This window comes from Streptomyces sp. NPDC048389 (genome assembly GCF_040706335.1).
In the GTDB taxonomy this organism is placed as follows: domain Bacteria; phylum Actinomycetota; class Actinomycetes; order Streptomycetales; family Streptomycetaceae; genus Streptomyces.
The window spans coordinates 1-18,979 of record NZ_JBEZKP010000034.1 but is presented as its reverse complement, the minus strand read 5'-3'; the positions used below and the strand labels follow the sequence as shown (position 1 = coordinate 18,979).

At 69.6% G+C, this 18,979-nt stretch carries 20 protein-coding genes and 1 pseudogene; 18 read left to right on the top strand and 3 right to left on the bottom strand.

Annotated elements, in window-relative coordinates:
• Nucleotides 1-265 precede the first annotated feature (265 nt).
• The 17 genes from AB0903_RS22265 (at nucleotide 266) to AB0903_RS22185 (ending at nucleotide 16,186) form a co-directional block, all read left to right on the top strand.
• A complete protein-coding gene (locus tag AB0903_RS22265; protein WP_366705343.1) occupies nucleotides 266-520 on the top strand; it encodes a hypothetical protein in 255 nt (84 codons plus the stop codon).
• A 43-nt stretch (nucleotides 521-563) separates the two neighbouring features.
• The gene (locus AB0903_RS22260) at nucleotides 564-1,046 is read left to right on the top strand and encodes a DUF6082 family protein (protein ID WP_366705341.1); all 483 of its coding nucleotides are present in this window, start codon (nucleotides 564-566) and stop codon (nucleotides 1,044-1,046) included.
• A gap of 47 nt (nucleotides 1,047-1,093) precedes the next feature.
• Complete coding sequence (locus AB0903_RS22255) at nucleotides 1,094-1,816, top strand: HAD family hydrolase (RefSeq protein WP_366705339.1); 723 nt, start codon at nucleotides 1,094-1,096, stop codon at nucleotides 1,814-1,816.
• Nucleotides 1,813-3,666, top strand: a complete 1,854-nt coding sequence (locus AB0903_RS22250; RefSeq protein WP_366705337.1) for a hypothetical protein — start codon at nucleotides 1,813-1,815, stop codon at nucleotides 3,664-3,666. Before AB0903_RS22255 ends, AB0903_RS22250 begins: the two co-directional genes overlap by 4 nt.
• Nucleotides 3,663-4,613 (top strand): thymidylate synthase, encoded by a 951-nt coding sequence (locus tag AB0903_RS22245; protein WP_366705336.1) that lies wholly within the window; start codon nucleotides 3,663-3,665, stop codon nucleotides 4,611-4,613. The genes AB0903_RS22250 and AB0903_RS22245 overlap by 4 nt, the downstream gene beginning before the upstream one ends.
• An 8-nt stretch (nucleotides 4,614-4,621) precedes the next feature.
• Nucleotides 4,622-6,340 carry a carbamoyltransferase C-terminal domain-containing protein gene (locus AB0903_RS22240; protein WP_366705334.1) on the top strand — a complete coding sequence of 573 codons (1,719 nt, stop codon included), beginning with the start codon at nucleotides 4,622-4,624 and terminating at the stop codon, nucleotides 6,338-6,340.
• Nucleotides 6,337-7,389: a hypothetical protein gene (locus AB0903_RS22235; RefSeq protein WP_366705332.1), complete on the top strand. Its 1,053-nt coding sequence runs from the start codon at nucleotides 6,337-6,339 to the stop codon at nucleotides 7,387-7,389. The genes AB0903_RS22240 and AB0903_RS22235 overlap by 4 nt, the downstream gene beginning before the upstream one ends.
• Nucleotides 7,390-7,485: 96 nt before the next feature.
• Complete coding sequence (locus AB0903_RS22230; RefSeq protein ID WP_366705330.1) at nucleotides 7,486-7,995, top strand: topology modulation protein; 510 nt, start codon at nucleotides 7,486-7,488, stop codon at nucleotides 7,993-7,995.
• Nucleotides 7,996-8,026: 31 nt separating this feature from the next.
• Nucleotides 8,027-8,875, top strand: a complete 849-nt coding sequence (locus AB0903_RS22225; RefSeq protein ID WP_366705328.1) for a class I SAM-dependent methyltransferase — start codon at nucleotides 8,027-8,029, stop codon at nucleotides 8,873-8,875.
• Nucleotides 8,872-9,633, top strand: coding sequence for a phosphotransferase (locus AB0903_RS22220; protein WP_366705326.1), 762 nt, complete (start codon nucleotides 8,872-8,874; stop codon nucleotides 9,631-9,633). Before AB0903_RS22225 ends, AB0903_RS22220 begins: the two co-directional genes overlap by 4 nt.
• Nucleotides 9,630-10,277, top strand: coding sequence for a histidine phosphatase family protein (locus AB0903_RS22215; protein ID WP_366705324.1), 648 nt, complete (start codon nucleotides 9,630-9,632; stop codon nucleotides 10,275-10,277). Before AB0903_RS22220 ends, AB0903_RS22215 begins: the two co-directional genes overlap by 4 nt.
• On the top strand, nucleotides 10,274-11,110 hold the full coding sequence (locus AB0903_RS22210) for an aminoglycoside phosphotransferase (RefSeq protein WP_366705322.1): 837 nt from the start codon (nucleotides 10,274-10,276) through the stop codon (nucleotides 11,108-11,110). The genes AB0903_RS22215 and AB0903_RS22210 overlap by 4 nt, the downstream gene beginning before the upstream one ends.
• Before the next feature lie 35 nt (nucleotides 11,111-11,145).
• Complete coding sequence (locus AB0903_RS22205; RefSeq protein WP_366705320.1) at nucleotides 11,146-12,147, top strand: NAD-dependent epimerase/dehydratase family protein; 1,002 nt, start codon at nucleotides 11,146-11,148, stop codon at nucleotides 12,145-12,147.
• Nucleotides 12,148-12,178: 31 nt separating this feature from the next.
• On the top strand, nucleotides 12,179-13,300 hold the full coding sequence (locus AB0903_RS22200) for an adenosylhomocysteinase (protein ID WP_366705318.1): 1,122 nt from the start codon (nucleotides 12,179-12,181) through the stop codon (nucleotides 13,298-13,300).
• A gap of 6 nt (nucleotides 13,301-13,306) precedes the next feature.
• A complete protein-coding gene (locus tag AB0903_RS22195; RefSeq protein WP_366705316.1) occupies nucleotides 13,307-13,858 on the top strand; it encodes an NUDIX domain-containing protein in 552 nt (183 codons plus the stop codon).
• A gap of 35 nt (nucleotides 13,859-13,893) precedes the next feature.
• Nucleotides 13,894-14,682 (top strand): 3-deoxy-manno-octulosonate cytidylyltransferase, encoded by a 789-nt coding sequence (locus AB0903_RS22190; RefSeq protein WP_366705314.1) that lies wholly within the window; start codon nucleotides 13,894-13,896, stop codon nucleotides 14,680-14,682.
• 253 nt (nucleotides 14,683-14,935) lie between these two features.
• Nucleotides 14,936-16,186, top strand: coding sequence for an IS701 family transposase (locus AB0903_RS22185; protein WP_366705312.1), 1,251 nt, complete (start codon nucleotides 14,936-14,938; stop codon nucleotides 16,184-16,186).
• Nucleotides 16,187-16,190: 4 nt separating this feature from the next.
• Here the strand turns inward: AB0903_RS22185 and AB0903_RS22180 are convergent, their stop codons facing one another.
• The 3 genes and pseudogenes from AB0903_RS22180 to AB0903_RS22170 all read right to left on the bottom strand — a co-directional run bounded on the left by AB0903_RS22180 (nucleotide 16,191) and on the right by AB0903_RS22170 (nucleotide 18,240).
• Nucleotides 16,191-16,526: a hypothetical protein gene (locus AB0903_RS22180; RefSeq protein ID WP_366705310.1), complete on the bottom strand. Its 336-nt coding sequence runs from the start codon at nucleotides 16,524-16,526 to the stop codon at nucleotides 16,191-16,193.
• A 264-nt stretch (nucleotides 16,527-16,790) separates the two neighbouring features.
• Nucleotides 16,791-17,541, bottom strand: a pseudogene (locus AB0903_RS22175) (transposase family protein).
• Nucleotides 17,542-17,766: 225 nt separating this feature from the next.
• The gene (locus AB0903_RS22170) at nucleotides 17,767-18,240 is read right to left on the bottom strand and encodes an RICIN domain-containing protein (protein WP_366705308.1); all 474 of its coding nucleotides are present in this window, start codon (nucleotides 18,238-18,240) and stop codon (nucleotides 17,767-17,769) included.
• A gap of 356 nt (nucleotides 18,241-18,596) precedes the next feature.
• Here AB0903_RS22170 and AB0903_RS22165 point away from each other — a divergent pair.
• Nucleotides 18,597-18,979, top strand: a 383-nt coding sequence (locus AB0903_RS22165; protein ID WP_366705306.1) for a transposase family protein, incomplete at its 3' end; no start/stop codon positions are given.

Below are 18,979 nucleotides of genomic sequence, written 5' to 3'. Positions count from 1 at the left end.
GGTGTGATCGTCCTCGATCGGCACAACATCAGCTCTGACAATGACGAATACCACGCCGTGATCAAGCACCTGGGTGAGCGATACCAGGCGTTCGTACACCTCGTGATCCCCGAGGAACCGGCCGTACCGACTTGAAGGCGTCCGCTGCGCTGGATGGACGCGAAGGGATGGGGCTGGAGACAGATCAGCGCTCAGGTCCTCCTGGTCCTCACCATGTTTGCCGCGTTCGCCATCGCCTACTACTCCGCCTGATCAGGGGGACACCATGACGTTCGAGGGACACACCGACCGGGCACCGCGTCCCCTGCCGCACCGCGAGCAGGGCGAGGCCCTTTTCGCCATCCAAGAAGCCAGTCCGGAACTGCCCAGCGAGGCCGGTATCGATCTCTTCGCCGTGCCCGCTGGCGAGGTTCGGGGGAGCGGCTTCGACCTCTCCCGCTTCCACCGCCTCTCTCGCCTGCCCGCTGCCGGGAATTCGGCGCCTCCGGTTTCGCCTGACGGCCCGCCGGACGCGGCATGACGACGGTCACGGCACTACCACCCGCGAATAAGTGAGGTAGCAGATGAACCGTTCCGTTCTCGCTTTGGCCGCCACCGTTGCCGTCGCGTCCGCGGTGCACACCGCCCAGCGCCACCTGCAGCACCGGCAGCTCCTGGAGCTGGAGATGCACAAAGCGCACGGCCGCATGCTCGAAGTCGCCACTACCCATCCGGACTTGGACCCGATCTGGGTGCGGAACCACCCCGATCACGTCAAGGAGGACGAGTCCGGTCCGCTGCTGATGTGCCAGTGGTGGCTCGAGTTCTGGCGCACCGGACTCAACCTCGGGGTGTACACGTCGGCCGTGCTGCGGCAGAACGCCAAGAACTTCATGAATGACCCCACGGCCCTCAAGGCATGGGCTCTGACCCGCCACGGACGCGCCCTGCAGTCCAGGGGCCGCCACGACCGCATGCACGTGGCGCTGCTCAATGTCGCGTTCGAGGAGGCCGGCGGGCCCAACCAGTACCCCGAGTGCGAACTCGAACCGATCTCAGCCCTCTGAGTCGCGCCGCCCCACTGCCAATAGCCACCCTGCCGAAGAGGACGACCATGACCGTTCCCGCCCCGATTGCTCCACCGGCTCCGGCCGCATCCGAAATCACCGCCAGGGAGAGACGGCCCGCCAACCGTGCGCAGCGTGCCCTGCTCCTCGACCTTGACGGCGTCCTGCTCGACACCCGCCCGGTGATGCAGAAGGCATGGCGGAAGGTCCAGGAGGCCCACGGCGTGACCCTTCCGTTCACCGACTACGAGCGTCACCTGGGACGCGAGTTCAGCGACATCATGCAGCGGCTGGGCATCACCGACATCGACGCAGTCCGCCGGACGTACGAGACGGAATCCGTCGCCGCCGCACACCTCGCGCACGAATTCACCGGCGTCGTCGAAGTGCTCCATGCCTTCGTGGCCGCCGACTGGCGCCTGGGCGTGGTGACGTCGAAGCACGTCGACCGCGCCGCCCCGCTCCTCGCGCACCTCGGGTGCCCCTTCGCCACCGTGCGCACCCCCGCTGGCGTGGGCCGGGCGAAGCCGGCCCCCGACCCGATCCTCCTGGCCCTGGTCGACCTCGGAGTCGACCCTGCTGCGGCCGTGTACGTGGGGGACATGGCGGTCGACCAGGAGGCGGCGGCCCGTGCCGGTGTCGCCTACGTCCATGCGGGGTGGGGATATGGGCAGCCCACCTCGCCCGCCCCCGAAGTCGTCGCTGCGCCGGACGAGCTGTTGCGACTTCTCCACTCCGACAGGCCGTTGATCGAGAGGGGTCTGGTGTGAGCATCCGTGCGGCCGGCGGCTTGAGCTTGGTCCGGTCCGACTTCGCCGGCCAGCCCCGGTGGGCTCTCGTCGGCAGCGGTGCCCTGGGTCACGTTACGACCGACCACATCCGGACCGGGGAGCTGGAGGCCATCCCCGTCGACCAGCAGGAACTGCGCGCCCTCGTCGAGAACGTCATGGACGCCTTGGAACGCTACGGAGCTTCGCTCGCCTCCACGCCGGGCGGCGCTGGCTGGCTTTACATCCAGCACGTTCCCGTGCGGCGCTTCGTGACCGAGGTCCTGCGTAAGCTGCTGGCCCTGGACGCCTGGGAGCCGTTCGCATCGGCGCCGGCACCTCTGGCTCTCGCCCCGTACGAGGGGCGCGTCGGTCTGCGTTCGAGCAGCTCGCGGGAGTACCTCGCGTACACCGTCACCTGGTCCGGCATCGCCTATCTGCTCGGAGCGGCGGCTCCGCACAGCCCCACCCGCTCCGCCCAGTTACGCAACCGGACCCGTGTCAGCACGGCGAACACGGACCCGAGCCCGCTCCCGTCAGACCTGAAGCAGCGAGACGTCGTGGCGCTGTCCTGGACCTCCCGCCACGCCGACACCCTGATGCCGGTGCTCGCCGAGCTGGAGCGCGAGGGACGGTCGAGCCTCCTGCTCGACCTCGCCACCGACCCGGCGGAGCGGTGCCCCGCGCCGACGGGCACGGGCATCGACCTGCGCTCGGCGCCGAGCGACCTCTTCACCCTCTCCGGCACCACGGAGGGCCTGCACCCGCGCGACGATAAGCACGTCGTCCGCGTCAAGGGCCACGACCTCCAACTCGCCCGGTTCGTACTGCTCTTGTCCGTACTCCTCGAAACCAGCGGCGGGTGCACCCAGCCCTCCTGGCGGACCATCCTGCGAGCCGAGAGCTGGCTCGACGGCGTCCTGGCCGCGACCCGGCCGCACACCGTCCTGTTGAGCAACGACACCAGCCCGCTGGGCGCACTGGCCGCGCACGCGGCCGAGCGGCACGGCGCGAACACGGTCCACGTTCAGCACGGAGCGTGGACGGCGGAATCAGTCGCCTGGCCAGCCCTGCACTGCCGCGACATCGTCGTCATGGGCGAACGGGATGCTCCCCTGGCCCGCACGTGGGTGCGCCACCCTGACGCCGCAGTGCACGTGTTGGGCCAGCCCCGCTTCGATGCGCTGGCCAGCCTCGGCCGTGAGGCACAGCGGCGGTACCTGGAGAAGGTGCTCGCTCCGGGCAACCGCCGAGCCCCGGCCCGGATCGCGGTGTGGGCCTGCCAGCCGTTCAGCCCTGCTCGCCTCAAGGCCCAGGCGGACCTCCTCCTGGACGGCCTGAGTGAGGCGGACGGCGACTGGGGTCTCGTCATCGCACCGCATCCGGCCCAGGGCGCCGATGCCTTTACCGCGCTGCTGAAGCGCGACGGCGGCCCGCTCGTGGCCGTGGCCGACCCGCGGGTCGGCGCCCGGGGCTGCCTCGCCGGGGCCGATGCGCTGGCGAGTGCGTACTCGACGTGCGGGATCGAGGCCGCGCTGCTCGACGTCCCGGTCCTCGAAATCGGTGCGCCGGGCGAGCGCACGCTGGATCTGGCCGGCCACGGCCTCGCGACCCGCTGCCACAACGCCGGTGACGTCGCCGAAGCACTCTCCGCCCTGCGTGCACCGGGCACGCCCGTCCCGAAGGCGGCCATGGACGCGGTGTGCCGGTGGCGCGGCGACAGCGCGGCCCAGGTCGCTCGCCTCATCAGCCAGCGCGCCGAAGCCAGCGCCAGATCATCCGACCACATCCACCACGATGCCCCGAGCGCGACCTCTGCGTCGCCGCTGGGTGAAGGAGTTCCTGCCCGATGACACACCTCACCGCCGACAGCATGGCCGAGCTGTTCTCCGGCGCCATCACGCTGGCCAAGTCCGGCGAGAAGGTCAGCCCCCGGGGCATGGCCACCCGCGAAGTCCGCGACGTCCACCTGCTGCTCACCCAGCCACGCGCCCGCCTGCTCTACGCACCCCCGGCCCGGATCGTGAACCCGGCCTTCGCGGTCGCCGAGACCGTCTGGCACCTCTCCGGCTCCGACGCCCCGTGGATCTTCGACTACAACGCGCGGCTGCGACAGTACGCCGACAACGGCGTCCTGCTCGGCGCGTACGGGCCCAGGATGCGGAACTGGGGCGGCAAGGTCGACCAGCTCGCCCGCGTCGTGGAGATCCTCAAGGAGGACCCCGACTCCCGGCGAGCCCTGATCCAGCTCTACGACCCCGCGCAGGACGCCGCCGGGCACAAGGACGTGCCCTGCACCCTCGGCTTCCGCTTCCACCTGCGCGCCGGCCGCCTGCACATGGCGACCATGATGCGCGGCCAGGACGTGTGGATCGGCATGCCGTACGACGTGTTCTTCTACACCGTGTTGCACGAGCTGGTCGCCGGATGGCTCGACGCGGAGCTGGGCGAGTTCCACCTGCACGTGGGCTCGCTGCACGTCTACGAGGAGCACGTCGAGCGGGCCGAGGAGCTGACCTCTCTCGCGGCGAGCCCGGTCATGCCCGACCTGCGAACGCCGTGGAAGGGCTTCGACGGCCTGCTCGACCAGGTCGAGGCCCGCGATGTGACCGGCCACCCCGGCTGGGACACGATGGCCGAGACTCTGCGCAGCTACCGGCTGTGGAAGGACGGACAGCGCCAGCAGGCATGGCGGGCGGCCGACGCGATCGACGGTCCCCTCGGCCATGCCCTCACCGCCTGGTACGGCGAGCTGGAGCGCCGCTCCTCCAAGCCCGCCGCGACCGCCGGGGCGAGGTGACGGCCGCCGTGAAGCGCACCCCTTCGGTCGTCCTCGGCCTGTGCTCGTACACCCACGACTCGTCGGCCGCCCTGTTGGTGGACGGCGAACTGATCGGCTTCGTCGAGGAGGAACGCCTCTCCGAGGAGAAGCACACCAAGCTCTATCCGTCCCGCGCCATCGAGTGGCTGCTCGGCCAGGCCAAGCTCACCGCCGCCGACGTGGACGCCGTCGCCTACAACTTCCAGCCCTCTCGCTACCTCGCCGAGTCGCCCGTCGCCCTGCGCCTGGCGCTCTCCCCGGCGACGCGCGACCGGGCCCTGGCCCGCGCGCACGGGTTCGCCAAGGTGGCCCTGCGCACCCAGTTCCGTCTGCGGGTGATCGGCCGGCAGTTCCCCGCCGCCCGCGTCGTGCCGGTCCTGCACCACCGCGCCCACCAGCTCACGGCCTTCGCCGCCTCGGGCTGGGACGAGGCCGCCGTGCTTGTGGTCGACAGCCTCGGCGAGCGGCAGACCACCACCATCGCCCACGGGCACACCGCGCTCCGCCCTGTCACCCAGACGCTGGAAGCGATCAATGACCCGGCCTCGCTTGGGTACGTGTACGGCGCCGTCACCGAGCATTTGGGCTGGCGCCGGGGCGACGAGGAAGGCACCGTGATGGCGCTGGCCGCCCTCGGCGACCCTGCCCGCTTCCGCCACCTGTTCGCCCAGGCCGTCCGCACGACCGCGACCGGCTTCCACATCAACCCCGCTTACTTCCCCAAGCGCACCCTCACGTCGGGATACGAGCGGACGTCCGGCCGCTTCGTCGCCGAGACCTGCCCCGAGCGGCACCCGAGCGAGCCCCTGGCCGAGGTCCACCAGGACCTTGCGGCGGCCCTCCAGGAGCGGACCGAGCAGGTCATGGTGCACCTGGCCCGCCGCGCCCGCGTCCTCACCGGCTCCCCGCGCCTGTGTGTGGGGGGCGGTGTCGCCACGAACTGCGTGAGCATCGGGAGGATCATCGAGGCCGGCATCTTTGACGAGGTGTTCGTGCCGCCCGCGCCCGGCGATGCCGGTACCGCGATCGGCGCCGCCCTCGCCGTGCACGTCGACGTCCGCAGCCCGCGCCCGCTGGCCGGCGTCGCCCGCACCTGCTACCTCGGCCCGTCCTACGAGGACCAGCCCCTCGACCTCGCTCCCTGGCCCGGCCTCCACCAGAAGGCCCTCGGCATCGAAACCGCGGAGTTCCTCGCCGACCAGCTCGCCCACGGCACCATCGTCGGCCTGTTTCAGGGAGCCGTCGAAGCCGGGCCGCGCGCCCTGGGCAACCGCTCGATCCTCGCCTCCCCGCTGGAGCCCGGCGTCGTCGAGCGCCTGAATGCCACCGTGAAGTTCCGCGAGCCGTTCCGGCCCTTCGCGCCGATGGTCCTGGCCGAGCGCGCTGATGAGTTCTTCACCCTCGGCCAGCAGGCGCCGTACATGTCCATGGCCTCCGGCGTGACGGACAAGACGCGCGAGCAGGTGCCCGCCATCGTGCACGCCAACGGCACCTCGCGCCTGCAGACCGTCACCAGGTCGCAGAACCCGTTCATGCACGCGGTCCTGACCGCCTTCGGCCGCCGCACCGGGGTGCCCGTGCTGATCAACACCTCCCTCAACGTCAAGGGCAAGCCGATCTGCGGGACACCGGAGATGGCCCTGGACTGCCTGGCCAGCTCCGGGCTCGACGCCCTGCTCCTCGAAGAGCGGTGGATCACCAAGTGAAGATCGGATACAGCTTCTGGGGCTTCTTCGGTAACGGCGTCACCGACACCCCGGACGGGGGCCGCAGCCACCGCCGCCCCTTCATCGACGCGCTCCTCGCCCGCGGTCACGACATCGTCTTCCTGCAGGCCGACCGCGACCGCCTCGAAGCGGGCGAGGACCTCGGCGGCGCGTACACCTTCGACGACGGCCTCCCGGACCTCGACGCCCTATTCCTGGAGTGGCGCTGGGCGATCACCGGCCGCAACACCACCATGTGCGGGACCGAGGGGCACACCTGCGACCTGCACCGCCAGGCCCAGCTCATCAACCACTACACCGTGCGGCACCGGATGCCCACCGTCATCTGGGACAAGGACCGCACCCTGCGGGCCGAGAGCGTGTGGCGCCGCACGGCGCACACCCGCGTCTGCGAGGCCGCCCTCGCCCCGACCCACGGCGCACGCTCCCTGCTGTTCCCCGTCGCCGAGGACCTCCTCGCTCAGGCGGACCCCGGGGCCCTCGCGGCACAACGGCGGGACCTGGCGCTCGGCTACGTGGGCAACCAGTACGACCGCGACGAGTCCTTCGACCGCTTCTTCGCCCCGGCCGCCGCCCGCGTCGAGCACCTGGTCGCCGGGAAGTGGACGAAGACCGACCGCTGGCCGCACGTCCGCTTCGTGGGCCGGATCCCGTTCGAGGACGCCGCCGGCATCTACGGCCGGTCGCTGGCGACGGTGCTCATGCTGCCCGAGCGGTACGCCGCGGTCGGGCAGATGACCCAGCGCATCTTCGAGGCCGTGCTCGCCGGGTGCCTGCCGCTGGCCCCGGCGGACATCCGCTTCGCCGACCGGTTCGTCCCCAAGGAGCTGGTCGTGCGCTCCGGCAGCGACGTGATCGAACGCCTCTCCTACCTCCGCGAGATCGCCGGCACCCAGCAGCACGCCGACCTGATCGCCGCGTGCGTGGACCGCCTGCGCCTGTTCGGCCTGAGCAAGCAGGTCGACACCCTGGAATCCGTCCTGCACGGACTCCTCCAGGCCACCGCGCCCGAGCAGGGAGTGGCCTGATGCAGACCACTCGACAGGCCATAGCGCCTGGGTCATCCGTACGTGTCCGGGAGGATGGCCCCGCCGGACACCCGAACCTCTCTACGCTGGAGCACCATGAAGAAGGTCGCCATCGTCGGCTGCGGAGGCAGCGGCAAATCCCACGTGGCCCGCGAACTGGGCACGATCCTCGACGCCCCGGTCACGCACCTGGACGCCGCGTTCTACGACGACGAGTGGAACGCGCTGCCCATGGACAAGTTCACCGAGCTGCAGCGCGAGCTGGTCTCGCAGCCGCGGTGGGTGATCGATGGCAACTACAACTCGACGCTGCAGGTGCGGCTCGAAGCCTGCGACACGGTGGTCCTGATGGACGTCTCGACCGTGGCGGCGCTGTACGGGATCTTCTCCCGGCAGATCCGGCACGGGGCCGGGCACAAGGGCAACGGGGTGCACAACCGCATCCACTGGGGCGTGATCAAGTACGTCGCCACGTACCGGCGCAAGATGCGGCCCCGCGTGATGGCGAAGATCGAGGAGTTCGGCACGAAGGCCGACGTGGTGCTGCTGGCCAACCGGCGCCAGACGCGCCGCTGGCTGCAGAAGGTAGCCGCCGAGCAGTCCTGAGCGGCCCGCGCCCCCGGACCGGGGGTGCGGCATGAACGAGCCCAACCCGTTCCTGGACCCCGCCCGGCAACAGGACCTGTACGGCCAGGCCGCCCGGCTGGCCGGGCGGACCAGCGCGCTGATGCGCGCGAAGACCTCCGGCCGCCCCGTGCCCGAGAGGATCGTCAGCCTGGTGCAGACCCACCACGCCCAGCCGGACCGGCTCGGCGTGGTGCTCGACATCGGCTGCGGTCGCGGCACGAGCAGCCTGTTCCTTGCCGAGCAGCTCCGGCCGCAGCGTGTCCTCGGCCTGGACGCCGCCCCCTCGCTGCTCGCCCAGGCCCGCGAGCGCGCCCCAAGGCTGCCCGACACCACGGTGGACTTCGTCGAAGGCGACTTCCACGACCTTCCGCTGCCCGCCGGATCGTGCGACGTCGCTGTCGCCGCGTTCTGCCTCTACCACTCGCCGCAGCCCAAGGACGTCATCGCGCAGATCGCCAAGGTCCTCGCCCCCGGGGGCCTGGCCGTGCTCGTCACCAAGGGCCTCGACAGCTACCGGGAGATGGACCAACTTGTCGCCTCCGCCGGCCTCGACGCGCAGGCCGACAGGCACCAGAGCCTCTACACCGCAGCCCACAGCGGCAACCTCGCCGACCTGGCAGCCTCCTCGCTCGACGTGATCGCCGTCCTGGACGAGGAGCACGCCTTCACCTTCGGCGGCCACGACCACACGGCGCAGTACCTGGCCACGAACCCCAAGTACGACTTCGCGCCCGGCCTGTACGGCAACCCCGGGGCCTTGGCCGCGACGTTGCACGAATTCCTTCCGGACCAGCCGCTGACCACAAGGTCCCTCATCACCTTCGTCGTTGCTCAGCCGAACGAAGGGCGGCAGCCATGACCGCCTCGCAGTTCACCAAGCACTACGCGACACCGGAGCGCGCGGCGGGAGCTGTGCGCCACTACCGGTGGATCAATGAACACGCGAAGCCGCTGCGGCAGCCGGCCCTCCACACCGTCGGACCTGACAGCCTGACGTTCGAGCGGGTCGAGGGCCGCTCCGTAAGCCCCGAGGACCTGCCGCGCATGGCGGAACTGCTGGGCCACGCCCACGGTGCCGCCTGGGCCAGCGACCTGCAGTCCGCATCGCTGGGCATCCCGCACCGCTTCCAGGACGGCACTACGTTTGACGGCTACGTCGCCCCCCGGGAGATCGCGCTCCGGCGTCGCCACGAGCAGGGCTATCTGCCGAACAAGGTGGCCTTGTACGCGATGCTCGGCCTGCTGGAAGAGACCGCCCAGGGGCCGTTCGCCTTCTACAAGGACAGCAACCCCCGGAACTTCATCATCACCAGCACCGGGGACATCGTCACCGTCGACACCGATGACCTGTCCCTCGCCCCCATGGGATACGACCTCGCCAAGCTCATCGCGACGCTCCACCTGACGTACGGCCCCCTCACGGACCACGCCGTCAACGCCGCCCTGCTCGCGTACAACGCGGCGGCCGGACGCTACGGCGCCCGGCTCGGCACCACGGACCGCGAACGCCTCGACGGCTTCCTGGCCCTGCACGCCGTGCTGACCGCCCCGTACATCGGGCACAACGGCTACCGCTACAGCTGGCCGCTCCGCTCCCACATCCGAGGAACTCCATGATCACCACCGAACTCGTCTTTGTCCGGCACGGCCAGGCCCAGTGCAATGCCGACGGCCTCGTCGGGGGCCCGCGCACCTGCACGGGTCTGACCAGCCTCGGGTATACCCAGGTCGAGGCGGCGGCACGCCGCTTGGCCACCGAGCACCAGAAGCAGCCCTTCGATCTCGTCTACACGGGCCCGCGGATCCGGCTGATCCAGACCGGCGAGATCATCAGCCAGGCCCTGCAAATACCCATGTCCACTGACGAACGCCTCGACGGACCCGTTCACGGCGACGCCGACGGCAAGCCCTGGACCGCCGTGAAGACCGCAGCGGACGGCGGCCCCCACGCTCACCCGGACCAGCAGTGGGCCGCTGGCTCCGACACCTGGAACGGCTACTTGGAACGCGCCGGCAGTTTCCTGCGCGACGTCATCGACCAGCACCGGGGGCAGCGCGTCGTCTTCGCGGCTCACGGCGAGATCGTGATCACCGCCCACACGCTGCTGCTGGACATCCCGATCGGTTCCCCCGCGGGTTTCACGGTCAACCACGCTTCCATCACCCGTTGGCAGGAGCACCACAACCGGCTCGGACAGACCCGCTGGATGCTCGACCGGCACAACGACACCGCACACCTCGCGTCGGAGGCATCCTCGTGACCACGGTGGCAGACGACCCGCGGATTCAGTTGGCGCATGACCTCCTCGGAGCGGTCGAGATCGTGCCGGACCCGCTGCTCCCTCTCCGAGTGGTGCGGGTGGTGGACGCCGATGGGCGGCACTTCGTCGTCAAGCAGCACGCCGAGCAGGACCGGTACGCGCGGGAGCTTCACGCCTACCGAACTTGGGGAACCCACCTGATCGGCCACGCCCCGACGCTGGTCGGCCGATACGACGCCACTCGCACTCTCCTGCTGACCGCGCTCGCGGGCGATCGGGCGGACACCGTGGGACCAGGCTCACCCGAGGAGGAGCTGGCCCATCACGAGGCCGGCCACGTCCTCGGCACGCTCCACCGGGCCACCTCCATGCCCCAGGGCGGCGCCGTCGGTGCCGTGCTGGCACAGCGCCTCCACGGCTGGATCGACCAGGCTGTTCGCGCCGACCTGATCGACACGGCCGAGCGGAACCTGCTGAACCACCATGCGGCCATCCTGGACAACAGCCTCATGGACAGCGCGGTCTGCCACCTCGACTACCAGCCGCGCAACTGGCTGGTCGGCGACGCCTTCGGCATCTGCGACTTCGAACACATGCGCCGCGACGCCCGCATCCGCGACTTCGCCCGGCTCGAATTCCGGCGCTGGCAGGCCGCGCCCCACCTCCGGACCGCCTTCCTCGACGGGTACGGACGCCCGCTGAACGGCTCCGAACGCCGCCTCCTGGAGTCCTTCGGCGCCATCGAGGCGGCCACCGCCCTGGTCAAGGGCCACAAGGAGAACGACCTCACCCTGAGCGCGCACGGCCGGACCGTCCTGGCCCGGCTCACCTGACTTCGCCCTCTTCGACCACACCTCTGGAGATTCCCGTGCCGCAGCACGAGCAGCCCCCGACCACCACCGCCGCACCCCGCCGGGCCGTGGTGACCGGCTCCGCCGGATTCATCGGCTCCCACCTTGCACACGCCCTCGTCCAGGCCGGCACCACCGTGATCGGCGTCGACCGCCGCGACCCGTCCACCGACCCCACGGCCGCCGCCAACCTCGCCGCCTTGCGGGGACTCCCGGGATACCACCACGTCACCGCCGACCTCCTCCACTGCGCGATCGACCCCCTCCTGATCGACGCGGACGCAGTCTTCCACCTCGCCGGAATACCCGGCGTACGACCCTCCTGGGGCCCGCAATTCGGCGACTATGTCGCGTCCAACGTGCTGGCCACCCACCGAGTCCTGGAAGCCTGCACCCGCATCGGCGTCCCGCGACTGGTCGTTGCCTCCTCCTCCAGCGTCTACGGTCCGACCGACGGCGGCGCGAGCGTCGAGGCCGACCGTCCGAAGCCCGCCTCCCCGTACGCCGTGACCAAACTGGCCGAGGAACAGCTCTGCCTCGCCTACGCCGGGCGCCCCATCGGCCCCAGCGTCGTCGCCCTGCGGTACTTCACCGTCTACGGCCCCCGCCAGCGCGCCGACATGTTCACCCACCGCGCCCTGCAGGCCGCCCTGACCGGACAGCCGCTCCGCCTGTACGGAGACGGCCACCAGCGACGCGACTTCACCTACATCGACGACGTGGTCGCCGCCACGATCGCCGCCGCCGTCGTACCGACCGCGAACGGTGCCATCAACGTGGGCGGCGGGTCGAACGCGTCGCTACTGGAAGTGATCAACATCGCCACCAGCCTCACCGGCCGCGACATCCAGCTCCAGCAGGACCACGCGCGCAACGGTGACGTCCTCCTCACCCGCGCCGACCCCAGCCGTGCCCGAGAGGTCCTCGGCTGGCAGCCGCGAGTCGACCTCCACAACGGGCTGCGCGCTCACATGCAGGCCCTGGCCGCCCAGCTCCCCAACTACAGCCGAGCCGCATAGCCCCGCGACCCGGAGCCCGAGAGGAGAGGTAATGGAAAGTCCCGAGCGAGCGCGGCTGGACGCCTTCTTCCGGCAGATCACCGCGCAGTTCCCGGCGGGCGAGACGATCACGACGCTGGTCATCACGCACCTGCTTCCCGAGCGGCCTGCGTTCCTGCGCGCCATGACCGCGGTGTCCACGGTCGGCGCGGTGCTGCCCAAGCCCCGGTCGATCCACCAGCCGACCCTCGATGCCGTCCGCAGCACCCTCCCGGTCCACGACCTCACCCGGGAACGGTTCACCGACAACACCCAGGCTCTGGACTACCTGGAGGACACAGCCGGCGGCCAAGACGTGGTCCTGGTGGACATCGGCGGCTACTTCGCGGCGAGCCTCGACACCCTCGTGAGCAAGTTCTCCGGCCGCATCCTCGGCGTCGTCGAGGACACCGAGAACGGACACCAGCGTTACGCGGCGCTCGACTCCCTGCGGTGCCCCGTCGTGTCCGTGGCCCGCTCCCCGCTCAAGGACTGCGAAGACCACCTCGTCGGCCGGTCGATCGTGTTCTCCACCGACGCCCTCGTCCGCGCCCGCGGGGACATCCTCACGAGCCGCAACGCGTGCGTCATCGGCTTCGGCAAGATCGGCCGGGCCATCGCCCAGACCCTGCGCGCCCAGGACCTGCGCGTCACCGTGTACGACAGCGATCCGATCAAGCGAGTCCAGGCGCATTCTCTGGGCTTCCGCACCAGCGCGTCCACCGCCGAGGCGGTACGCGACGCGGAACTCGTCCTGTGCGCCACCGGCAATCTCGCCCTGCGACAGGGAGACTTCGCCGCCTTGCGCAACGGCGCGTACCTCGGATCGGTGACCTCATCCGAGGACGAACTCGAACTCGGAAGCCTCCACGACCTCTACCAACGCAGCCCCGTCAGCGCCCAGCTGACGCGATACGAGGTCACCGGCCACTACTTCTACGTGCTCGCAGACGGCGGTGCCGTCAACTTCGTGCACGGCGCCGCCGTCGGCGCGTACATCCACCTCGTCCAGGCCGAGATACTCGCCGCCACCGCCGCGCTCAGCCACGCCCGCTTCCAGCCCGGACTGCACGAGATGCCGGCGGCCGACCGCAACGCCATCGCCAGAACCTGGCTCCACCACTTCGAAAGGTGACCCCCAGTGCCGCCCTCCGTCACCCACATCCGCTCCGTCACCGAGGCATACCTCGCCCGCCACCCGGACGAACGCGACTCCCTCACCCTGCTGTTCTCCGCGCTCGCCGCCTCGGACGACCCCACGAACCGCAAGACGTACCCCGCCCACGTGACCTGCAGTGCCATCCTCATCGACGGCGACCGTCGCGTGCTGCACATCGTGCACAAGGCATCCGGGAAACTTCTGGCGCCCGGCGGTCACAACGAACCCGATGACCGGCACCTGCACGACGCCGCCCTGCGCGAACTGCACGAGGAGGCCGGCATCCCGCCCAGCGCCGTCGTCCCCCTCTCCGGCTACGAGGACGTCCCCTTCGACATCGACGTACACGCCATCGACGCGAACCCCTCGAAGGACGAACTGGCCCACCACCACGTGGACTTCCGCTGGGCCTTCCACCTCGGCGCAGAACACGTGGTGACGCTCCAAGAAGAGGAGGTCGACGGCTACGAATGGCGGCCGTTCACGAGCGCCGCTTCACCCAGCGTCCGCGCCAAGCTCGCCCTGCTCACCTGAAGTCCCGCCCCCTACTCGACCACCAGGAGGACGCCGTGGCCGCCACCACAGCCCAGCCGACCGGCACCACACCGCGCCGGCACATCGCCGTCATACCCTGCCGCTGGGGCGCTTCGCGCTTCCCCGGCAAACCACTGGCCCTCCTCGGCGACAAGCCGCTGCTCTGGCACGTCCACCAGCGCTGCCTGGAAGCCAAACGTCTCGACGGAGCCGTCGTGGCGACCGACGACGAACGCATTGAAGCGGCATGCCGCCAACTGGGCATCGAGTACATCCGTACCGGAGAGCACCTCACCGGCACCGATCGCGTCGCGGAGGTCGCCGAGCGTCTGCAAGCCGAGGCGTACATCAATGTCCAGGGCGACGAGCCGTTCGTCTCGCCGACCGCCATCGACGCCATCTCCGAGGCCCTGGAGCACCTGCCGCTGGGCACTCTCGCGGTGAACGCCTACACCGAGCTGGTCGACGTCGGCGCCGTCCTGGACCACAACGTCGTCAAGGTCGTCATCGCGGCCCGGGGCGAGGCCCTGATGTTCTCGCGCCAGCCCATTCCCTACCCGAAGGGTGACCGACCGAAGTACCTCCGCCAACTGGGCCTCTACGGCTTCACCGGCCCAGCTCTCCAACGCTTCCGACAGCTCCAGCAGGGGCCCCTGGAGCGCGCCGAGGGAGTGGAGATGCTGCGCTTCGTCGAACACGGCCACGCCGTACAGATGGTCCCTGTCCTGGATGACGGGGTAGCAGTGGACACCCCGGAGGATCTTGCGCGAGCCGCGAGCCTCCTTGCCGAGCAGGCCGGGAGGCTCATCACGAGTGGTAGGTGAGGGTGAGCCGTCGACTCCTAACGCAACGTCACGGCGAGACGCCGCGCGAGGGGAGCCTCGTTCAGGCTGCGAAGCGGCGAGAGACAGTGTCCGTTGTCGTAGGGCGGGACAACCCCCGGCCTTAACGCCTACCGCGCCAATACACCGCTGAGCGTTTCTCGCCCCAGCGCTAGTAGGGCTTGGTCAGGTTGGTGTTGTTGGTGCGTGTCCTGTGGGTTCGGTGTGTCGTTGAGGACGTGTGACGCCGGAGGAAATGGCATGTGTGCGGGCAGAGTTGGAGGAGTTCGCGGCGGAGGTTTTCGAGCCGTTCGCGCGGAAGGATCAGCGTCGGTGGGGGCAGGTCTACCTGCGGGGGCTGCTGACCGACGGGCAGCGTAAGTCGGTCGAGCCGATGGCTGCCCGGCTGGGTGAGGAAGGGAACAGGCAGGCCCTGGCTCACTTCCTCACCACCAGCCCGTGGGATCCGGCGCATGTGCGGGCCCGGCTGGCCTGGAGGATGGAAGGGGCCCTCCGGCCCACCGCGCTGGTCTTCGATGACACCGGGTTCCTCAAGGACGGCAATGCCTCGGCGTGTGTGTCGCGGCAGTACACCGGCACCGCGGGCAAGGTCACGAACTGCCAGGTGGGCGTGTCGCTGCACCTGGCCTCGGATCACGCCTCCGCGGCGGTCAACTGGCGGCTGTTCCTGCCCGAGACCTGGGAGCCGGGGTCTGGAAAGGCGGATCCGGACAAGGTCGCCCGCCGCACCGCCTGCGGCATTCCCGACGACATCGGGCATGTGGAGAAGTGGCAGCTGGCACTCGACATGCTCGATGAGACCCGCTCGTGGGGGATCGAGGTGCCGCTGGCCGTCGCGGACGCCGGCTACGGCGACGCGGCGGCATTCCGGCACGGCCTGCGGGCCCGCGGCCTCAACTACGTCGTGGGGATCTCCACCACCCTGTCGGCCCAGCCCGGCCACGCAGTGCCGGTCGCCGAACCGTACTGCGGCACCGGGCGCCCGCCGGTGGCGAAGTACCCGGACAAGCCTCAGTCGGTGAAACAGCTGGTCACCGCTGTCGGGCGGAAGGCGGCGAAGCCGGTGCAATGGCGTGAGGGCTCCCGGCCCGGCACCGGCCGCAGCGGCTTGAAGCGGATGTACTCGCGGTTCGTGGCCTTGCGGATCCGGCCCGCCGGACGCGAGGTCCGCCAAGCCGTCGACGGCCCGGACCTGCCCCCGTGCTGGCTCCTGGCCGAGTGGCCGGCCGGCCAGGCCGAGCCGGTCCAGTTCTGGCTCTCCGACCTGCCCGCCGACACCCCGCTGACCACACTGGTCCGCCTGGCCAAGCTCCGCTGGCGCATCGAGCACGACTACCGGGAGATGAAGCAGGCCTTGGGCCTTGCCCACTTTGAGGGCCGCACCTGGAACGGATGGCACCACCACGTGACCCTCGTCTCGGTCGCACACGCCTTCTGCACCCTGCAACGGCTGGCCAGAGCCCCAAAAGACACGGCGCCGGCCTGAGCCTCTACCAAGTCGTCCGCGAGCTACAGACCCTCCTCGCGACATGGACCGGCGTCTGCCCCACCTGCCACCGCGGCATACCCACACCAGCCCCAACCTGACCAAGCCCTACTAGGAACCGCTCCTCCATCTCCTCATACAGTTCGATGGCCTCGCTTGCCCGTTGCTCGTCTCCTCCGCCGTCGTACAGAAGCTCCACCTCGTGGCACCAGCCATTCATGGCCGAGGCCAGGTTGTTCGCAGCGCGGGCGACCCTGTCCGGACCATGCAGCCGCACGAGGCTTACAGCTTCGAGGGCGGCCTCGACGGCTGGCCTGAACCCCACGAGGCTGTCAGCCACGTTGGGAGACCGCTGAACGCCTCGGGCTGCCTGAACCGCCACGTGAGCGGTGTAGCCGACTCGATAAGTGCGGCTGCACTCAGTAACGAGGTTCGAATAGGCGACCGCTCTGCCTTCCCTCTCTGACTGACCGCGTTGGGGTGCGCCGCTGTTCCGCGCCACCGAGGCGGGTCGTAGCCAGCGTCCCCAGAACGCCGCTGACCGCGCCTACGACAGTCCCGATTAACCCGACCACTGCTCCGTCCATGTCTTCATTAAGGATCTTCAGCGTCGCTTCTCAAGTGTGAGAACGGCCTTGGCGATTGACGTGAGCCGGTTGGGGCTGACCCGGGCTTTGCGGAAGATCCGCCAGGTCTTGAGGCGGGCGAAGGCGCGCTCGACGGGGAATCGAAGTCGGGCGTGTGCTCGGTTGACGGCTGCCTGCCTGGGCGTGAGGGGGCGCCCGAGATGGCGTTTGAACGGCACCTGGAAGGTGCCGCCTGCGCCTGCGTAGGCATTGTCGGCGAGGACCGGGATACGCAGACGTTCACAGACAGCGACGATTCGGTGCGTGCGAGCGGCCGTGATGTCGACCGTACGGCCGGGCAGCGCGGGCGAGTACCAGATGAGGCCGCCGGCTGGGTCGGTGACGGCCTGGATGTTCACGCCATGGCGTCTTGCCTTGCCGGAGTAGTCCCGTTGGTGGTCACCCACGCGGTCGCAGTCAGCGATGGTGCCGTCCACGAGGACGTACTCGGGATGCGCGCGGCGCAGGGATTGAGTCAGGGACGGTGCCCTGGAGGCGAGAACATCGATCACGCTCTGTACGTACGCGTAGGCAGTGCCTTCACTGATCCGGAAGGCCGCAGCGAGCTTCGCACAGGTAGTGTGCTCGCGTAGGTGGACCAGGGCGATGACGGGCGCGCTGCGAGGGCGGCAACTTGCAGCGGCGGTCACCTTCACGAGTGACGATCAGCATCGTCACCCACTCCACCAGTGCGTGTGGCAGGTCGAGTGCGGCATGGTGGATGACCAACGAGGCCTCCGGTCGCAGCGGTTGAGACGTCAGACGTCTCGAACCCCTGCCCGAAGGCCTCGTCCGCTATCCGCCCTCAGCCGTCACCCGATCGGTGACCACTCTGAAGATCCCTAGTGATCACTAATCGGACGGGCACATCCGATCAACTGACCAACCGATCAAAGAGACACGCTCTAACGGGCATGCCCATGACCCGCATCTTGAAGCGGTCGAGAGATCCGTTCAGCCGATGGTGAAGCGCTGGTTCTGGGCGTTTCGGTCGCAGGAGGCAGTGCGGTAGTAGCCGTTGTCCTGCTGGTAGAGGCAGCGGCCAGTGCCGACGCTTTGGAGCATGACGGCGCTGCGGGGCGCGGGCTGGACGGTGCGCCACTTCTGGTATGAGCCGCCGTTACAGGGCAGGGGGTAGACGTCGCCCCGGTCATTGCTGTCGAGGCAGCGGCCCCAGAAGTTGTTCTTAAGAGTGGTGTTGGTGTTGAGGGCACCGTTCCACTGCCACAGGAGGCTGCCGCGTCCGCTGTCGCAGCGGTCGGCCACGAGTTCGGTTTCGGAGCTCTCGCGTAGGCATTCACCGTAGCGGTAGTTCGCGAATCGGCTGGTGGCGGTGGCAGCCGAGGCGGGTGTGGAGGTGAGGAGGGGGAGGGTGAGGCCGGCTGCGGCGATGAGGGCGGCGAAGGCTTTTCGGGTCGGGCGGCGCACTGGCGGTCTCCTTACGGTGGTTTTCAGAGGTACCTCGACAGGATCCCCGAACACCACCGCCTGCGTCTGAAAAATAGAGAAACTCCCGGATCGAGCGGCACAAGCAGCTCGGGGCCTACCCTCACCGGCAACCGGCCGGCGGTCGGGGCACACTGGCACCATGCCGCACACCATCACCCCCGCCCCCACCCCGTCCCCGGCCCTACGCTCCACCGGGACCGGCGACGAGGACGGGGAACAGTGAGCTTCTTCGAGATGGCCACCGATTGGGTGACGGGCTGCGAGCGCAACGAACAGGGCCCCCGAGCTGTTGATCGAGATGTCTGACGTCTCAACAACACTCCACGGAGGCCCTGTTGGTCATCTACCCTGCCGCACTCGATCTGCCGCATGCGCTCGTGGAGCGGGTGACGATGCTCGTTGTCACCCGCGAGGGTGACCGCCGCTGCAAGCTCCGCCCGTCCCAACGTGCGATGGCGGCACTGGTGTACCTGCGCGAGCACACCACCCTGGCGAAGATCGCGGCCGGGTGCGGAATCAGCGAGTCCACCGCCCACGCCTACACCAACGCGGTCATCCACCTGCTCGCCGACCGCGCCCCGGGCCTGCTGAAGGTCTTGCGCGAGACCGACCCCGACTTCGCCCTGCTGGACGGCACCCTCGCCGAGTGCGACCGGGTCGGCGACGGCCGGGCGGACTACTCCCACAAGCACCGCCGGCACGGCGTGAACCTGCAGGT

Excerpts from the sequence above, each read along its gene's own strand:
- AB0903_RS22215 (WP_366705324.1), top strand. The coding sequence starts at position 9,630 with ATGATCACCACCGAACTCGTCTTTGTCCGGCACGGCCAGGCCCAGTGC.
- AB0903_RS22245 (WP_366705336.1), top strand. The coding sequence starts at position 3,663 with ATGACACACCTCACCGCCGACAGCATGGCCGAGCTGTTCTCCGGCGCC.
- AB0903_RS22265 (WP_366705343.1), top strand. The coding sequence starts at position 266 with ATGACGTTCGAGGGACACACCGACCGGGCACCGCGTCCCCTGCCGCAC.
- AB0903_RS22200 (WP_366705318.1), top strand. The coding sequence starts at position 12,179 with ATGGAAAGTCCCGAGCGAGCGCGGCTGGACGCCTTCTTCCGGCAGATC.
- AB0903_RS22255 (WP_366705339.1), top strand. The coding sequence starts at position 1,094 with ATGACCGTTCCCGCCCCGATTGCTCCACCGGCTCCGGCCGCATCCGAA.
- AB0903_RS22225 (WP_366705328.1), top strand. The coding sequence starts at position 8,027 with ATGAACGAGCCCAACCCGTTCCTGGACCCCGCCCGGCAACAGGACCTG.
- AB0903_RS22230 (WP_366705330.1), top strand. The coding sequence starts at position 7,486 with ATGAAGAAGGTCGCCATCGTCGGCTGCGGAGGCAGCGGCAAATCCCAC.
- AB0903_RS22220 (WP_366705326.1), top strand. The coding sequence starts at position 8,872 with ATGACCGCCTCGCAGTTCACCAAGCACTACGCGACACCGGAGCGCGCG.
- AB0903_RS22260 (WP_366705341.1), top strand. The coding sequence starts at position 564 with ATGAACCGTTCCGTTCTCGCTTTGGCCGCCACCGTTGCCGTCGCGTCC.
- AB0903_RS22185 (WP_366705312.1), top strand. The coding sequence starts at position 14,936 with ATGGCATGTGTGCGGGCAGAGTTGGAGGAGTTCGCGGCGGAGGTTTTC.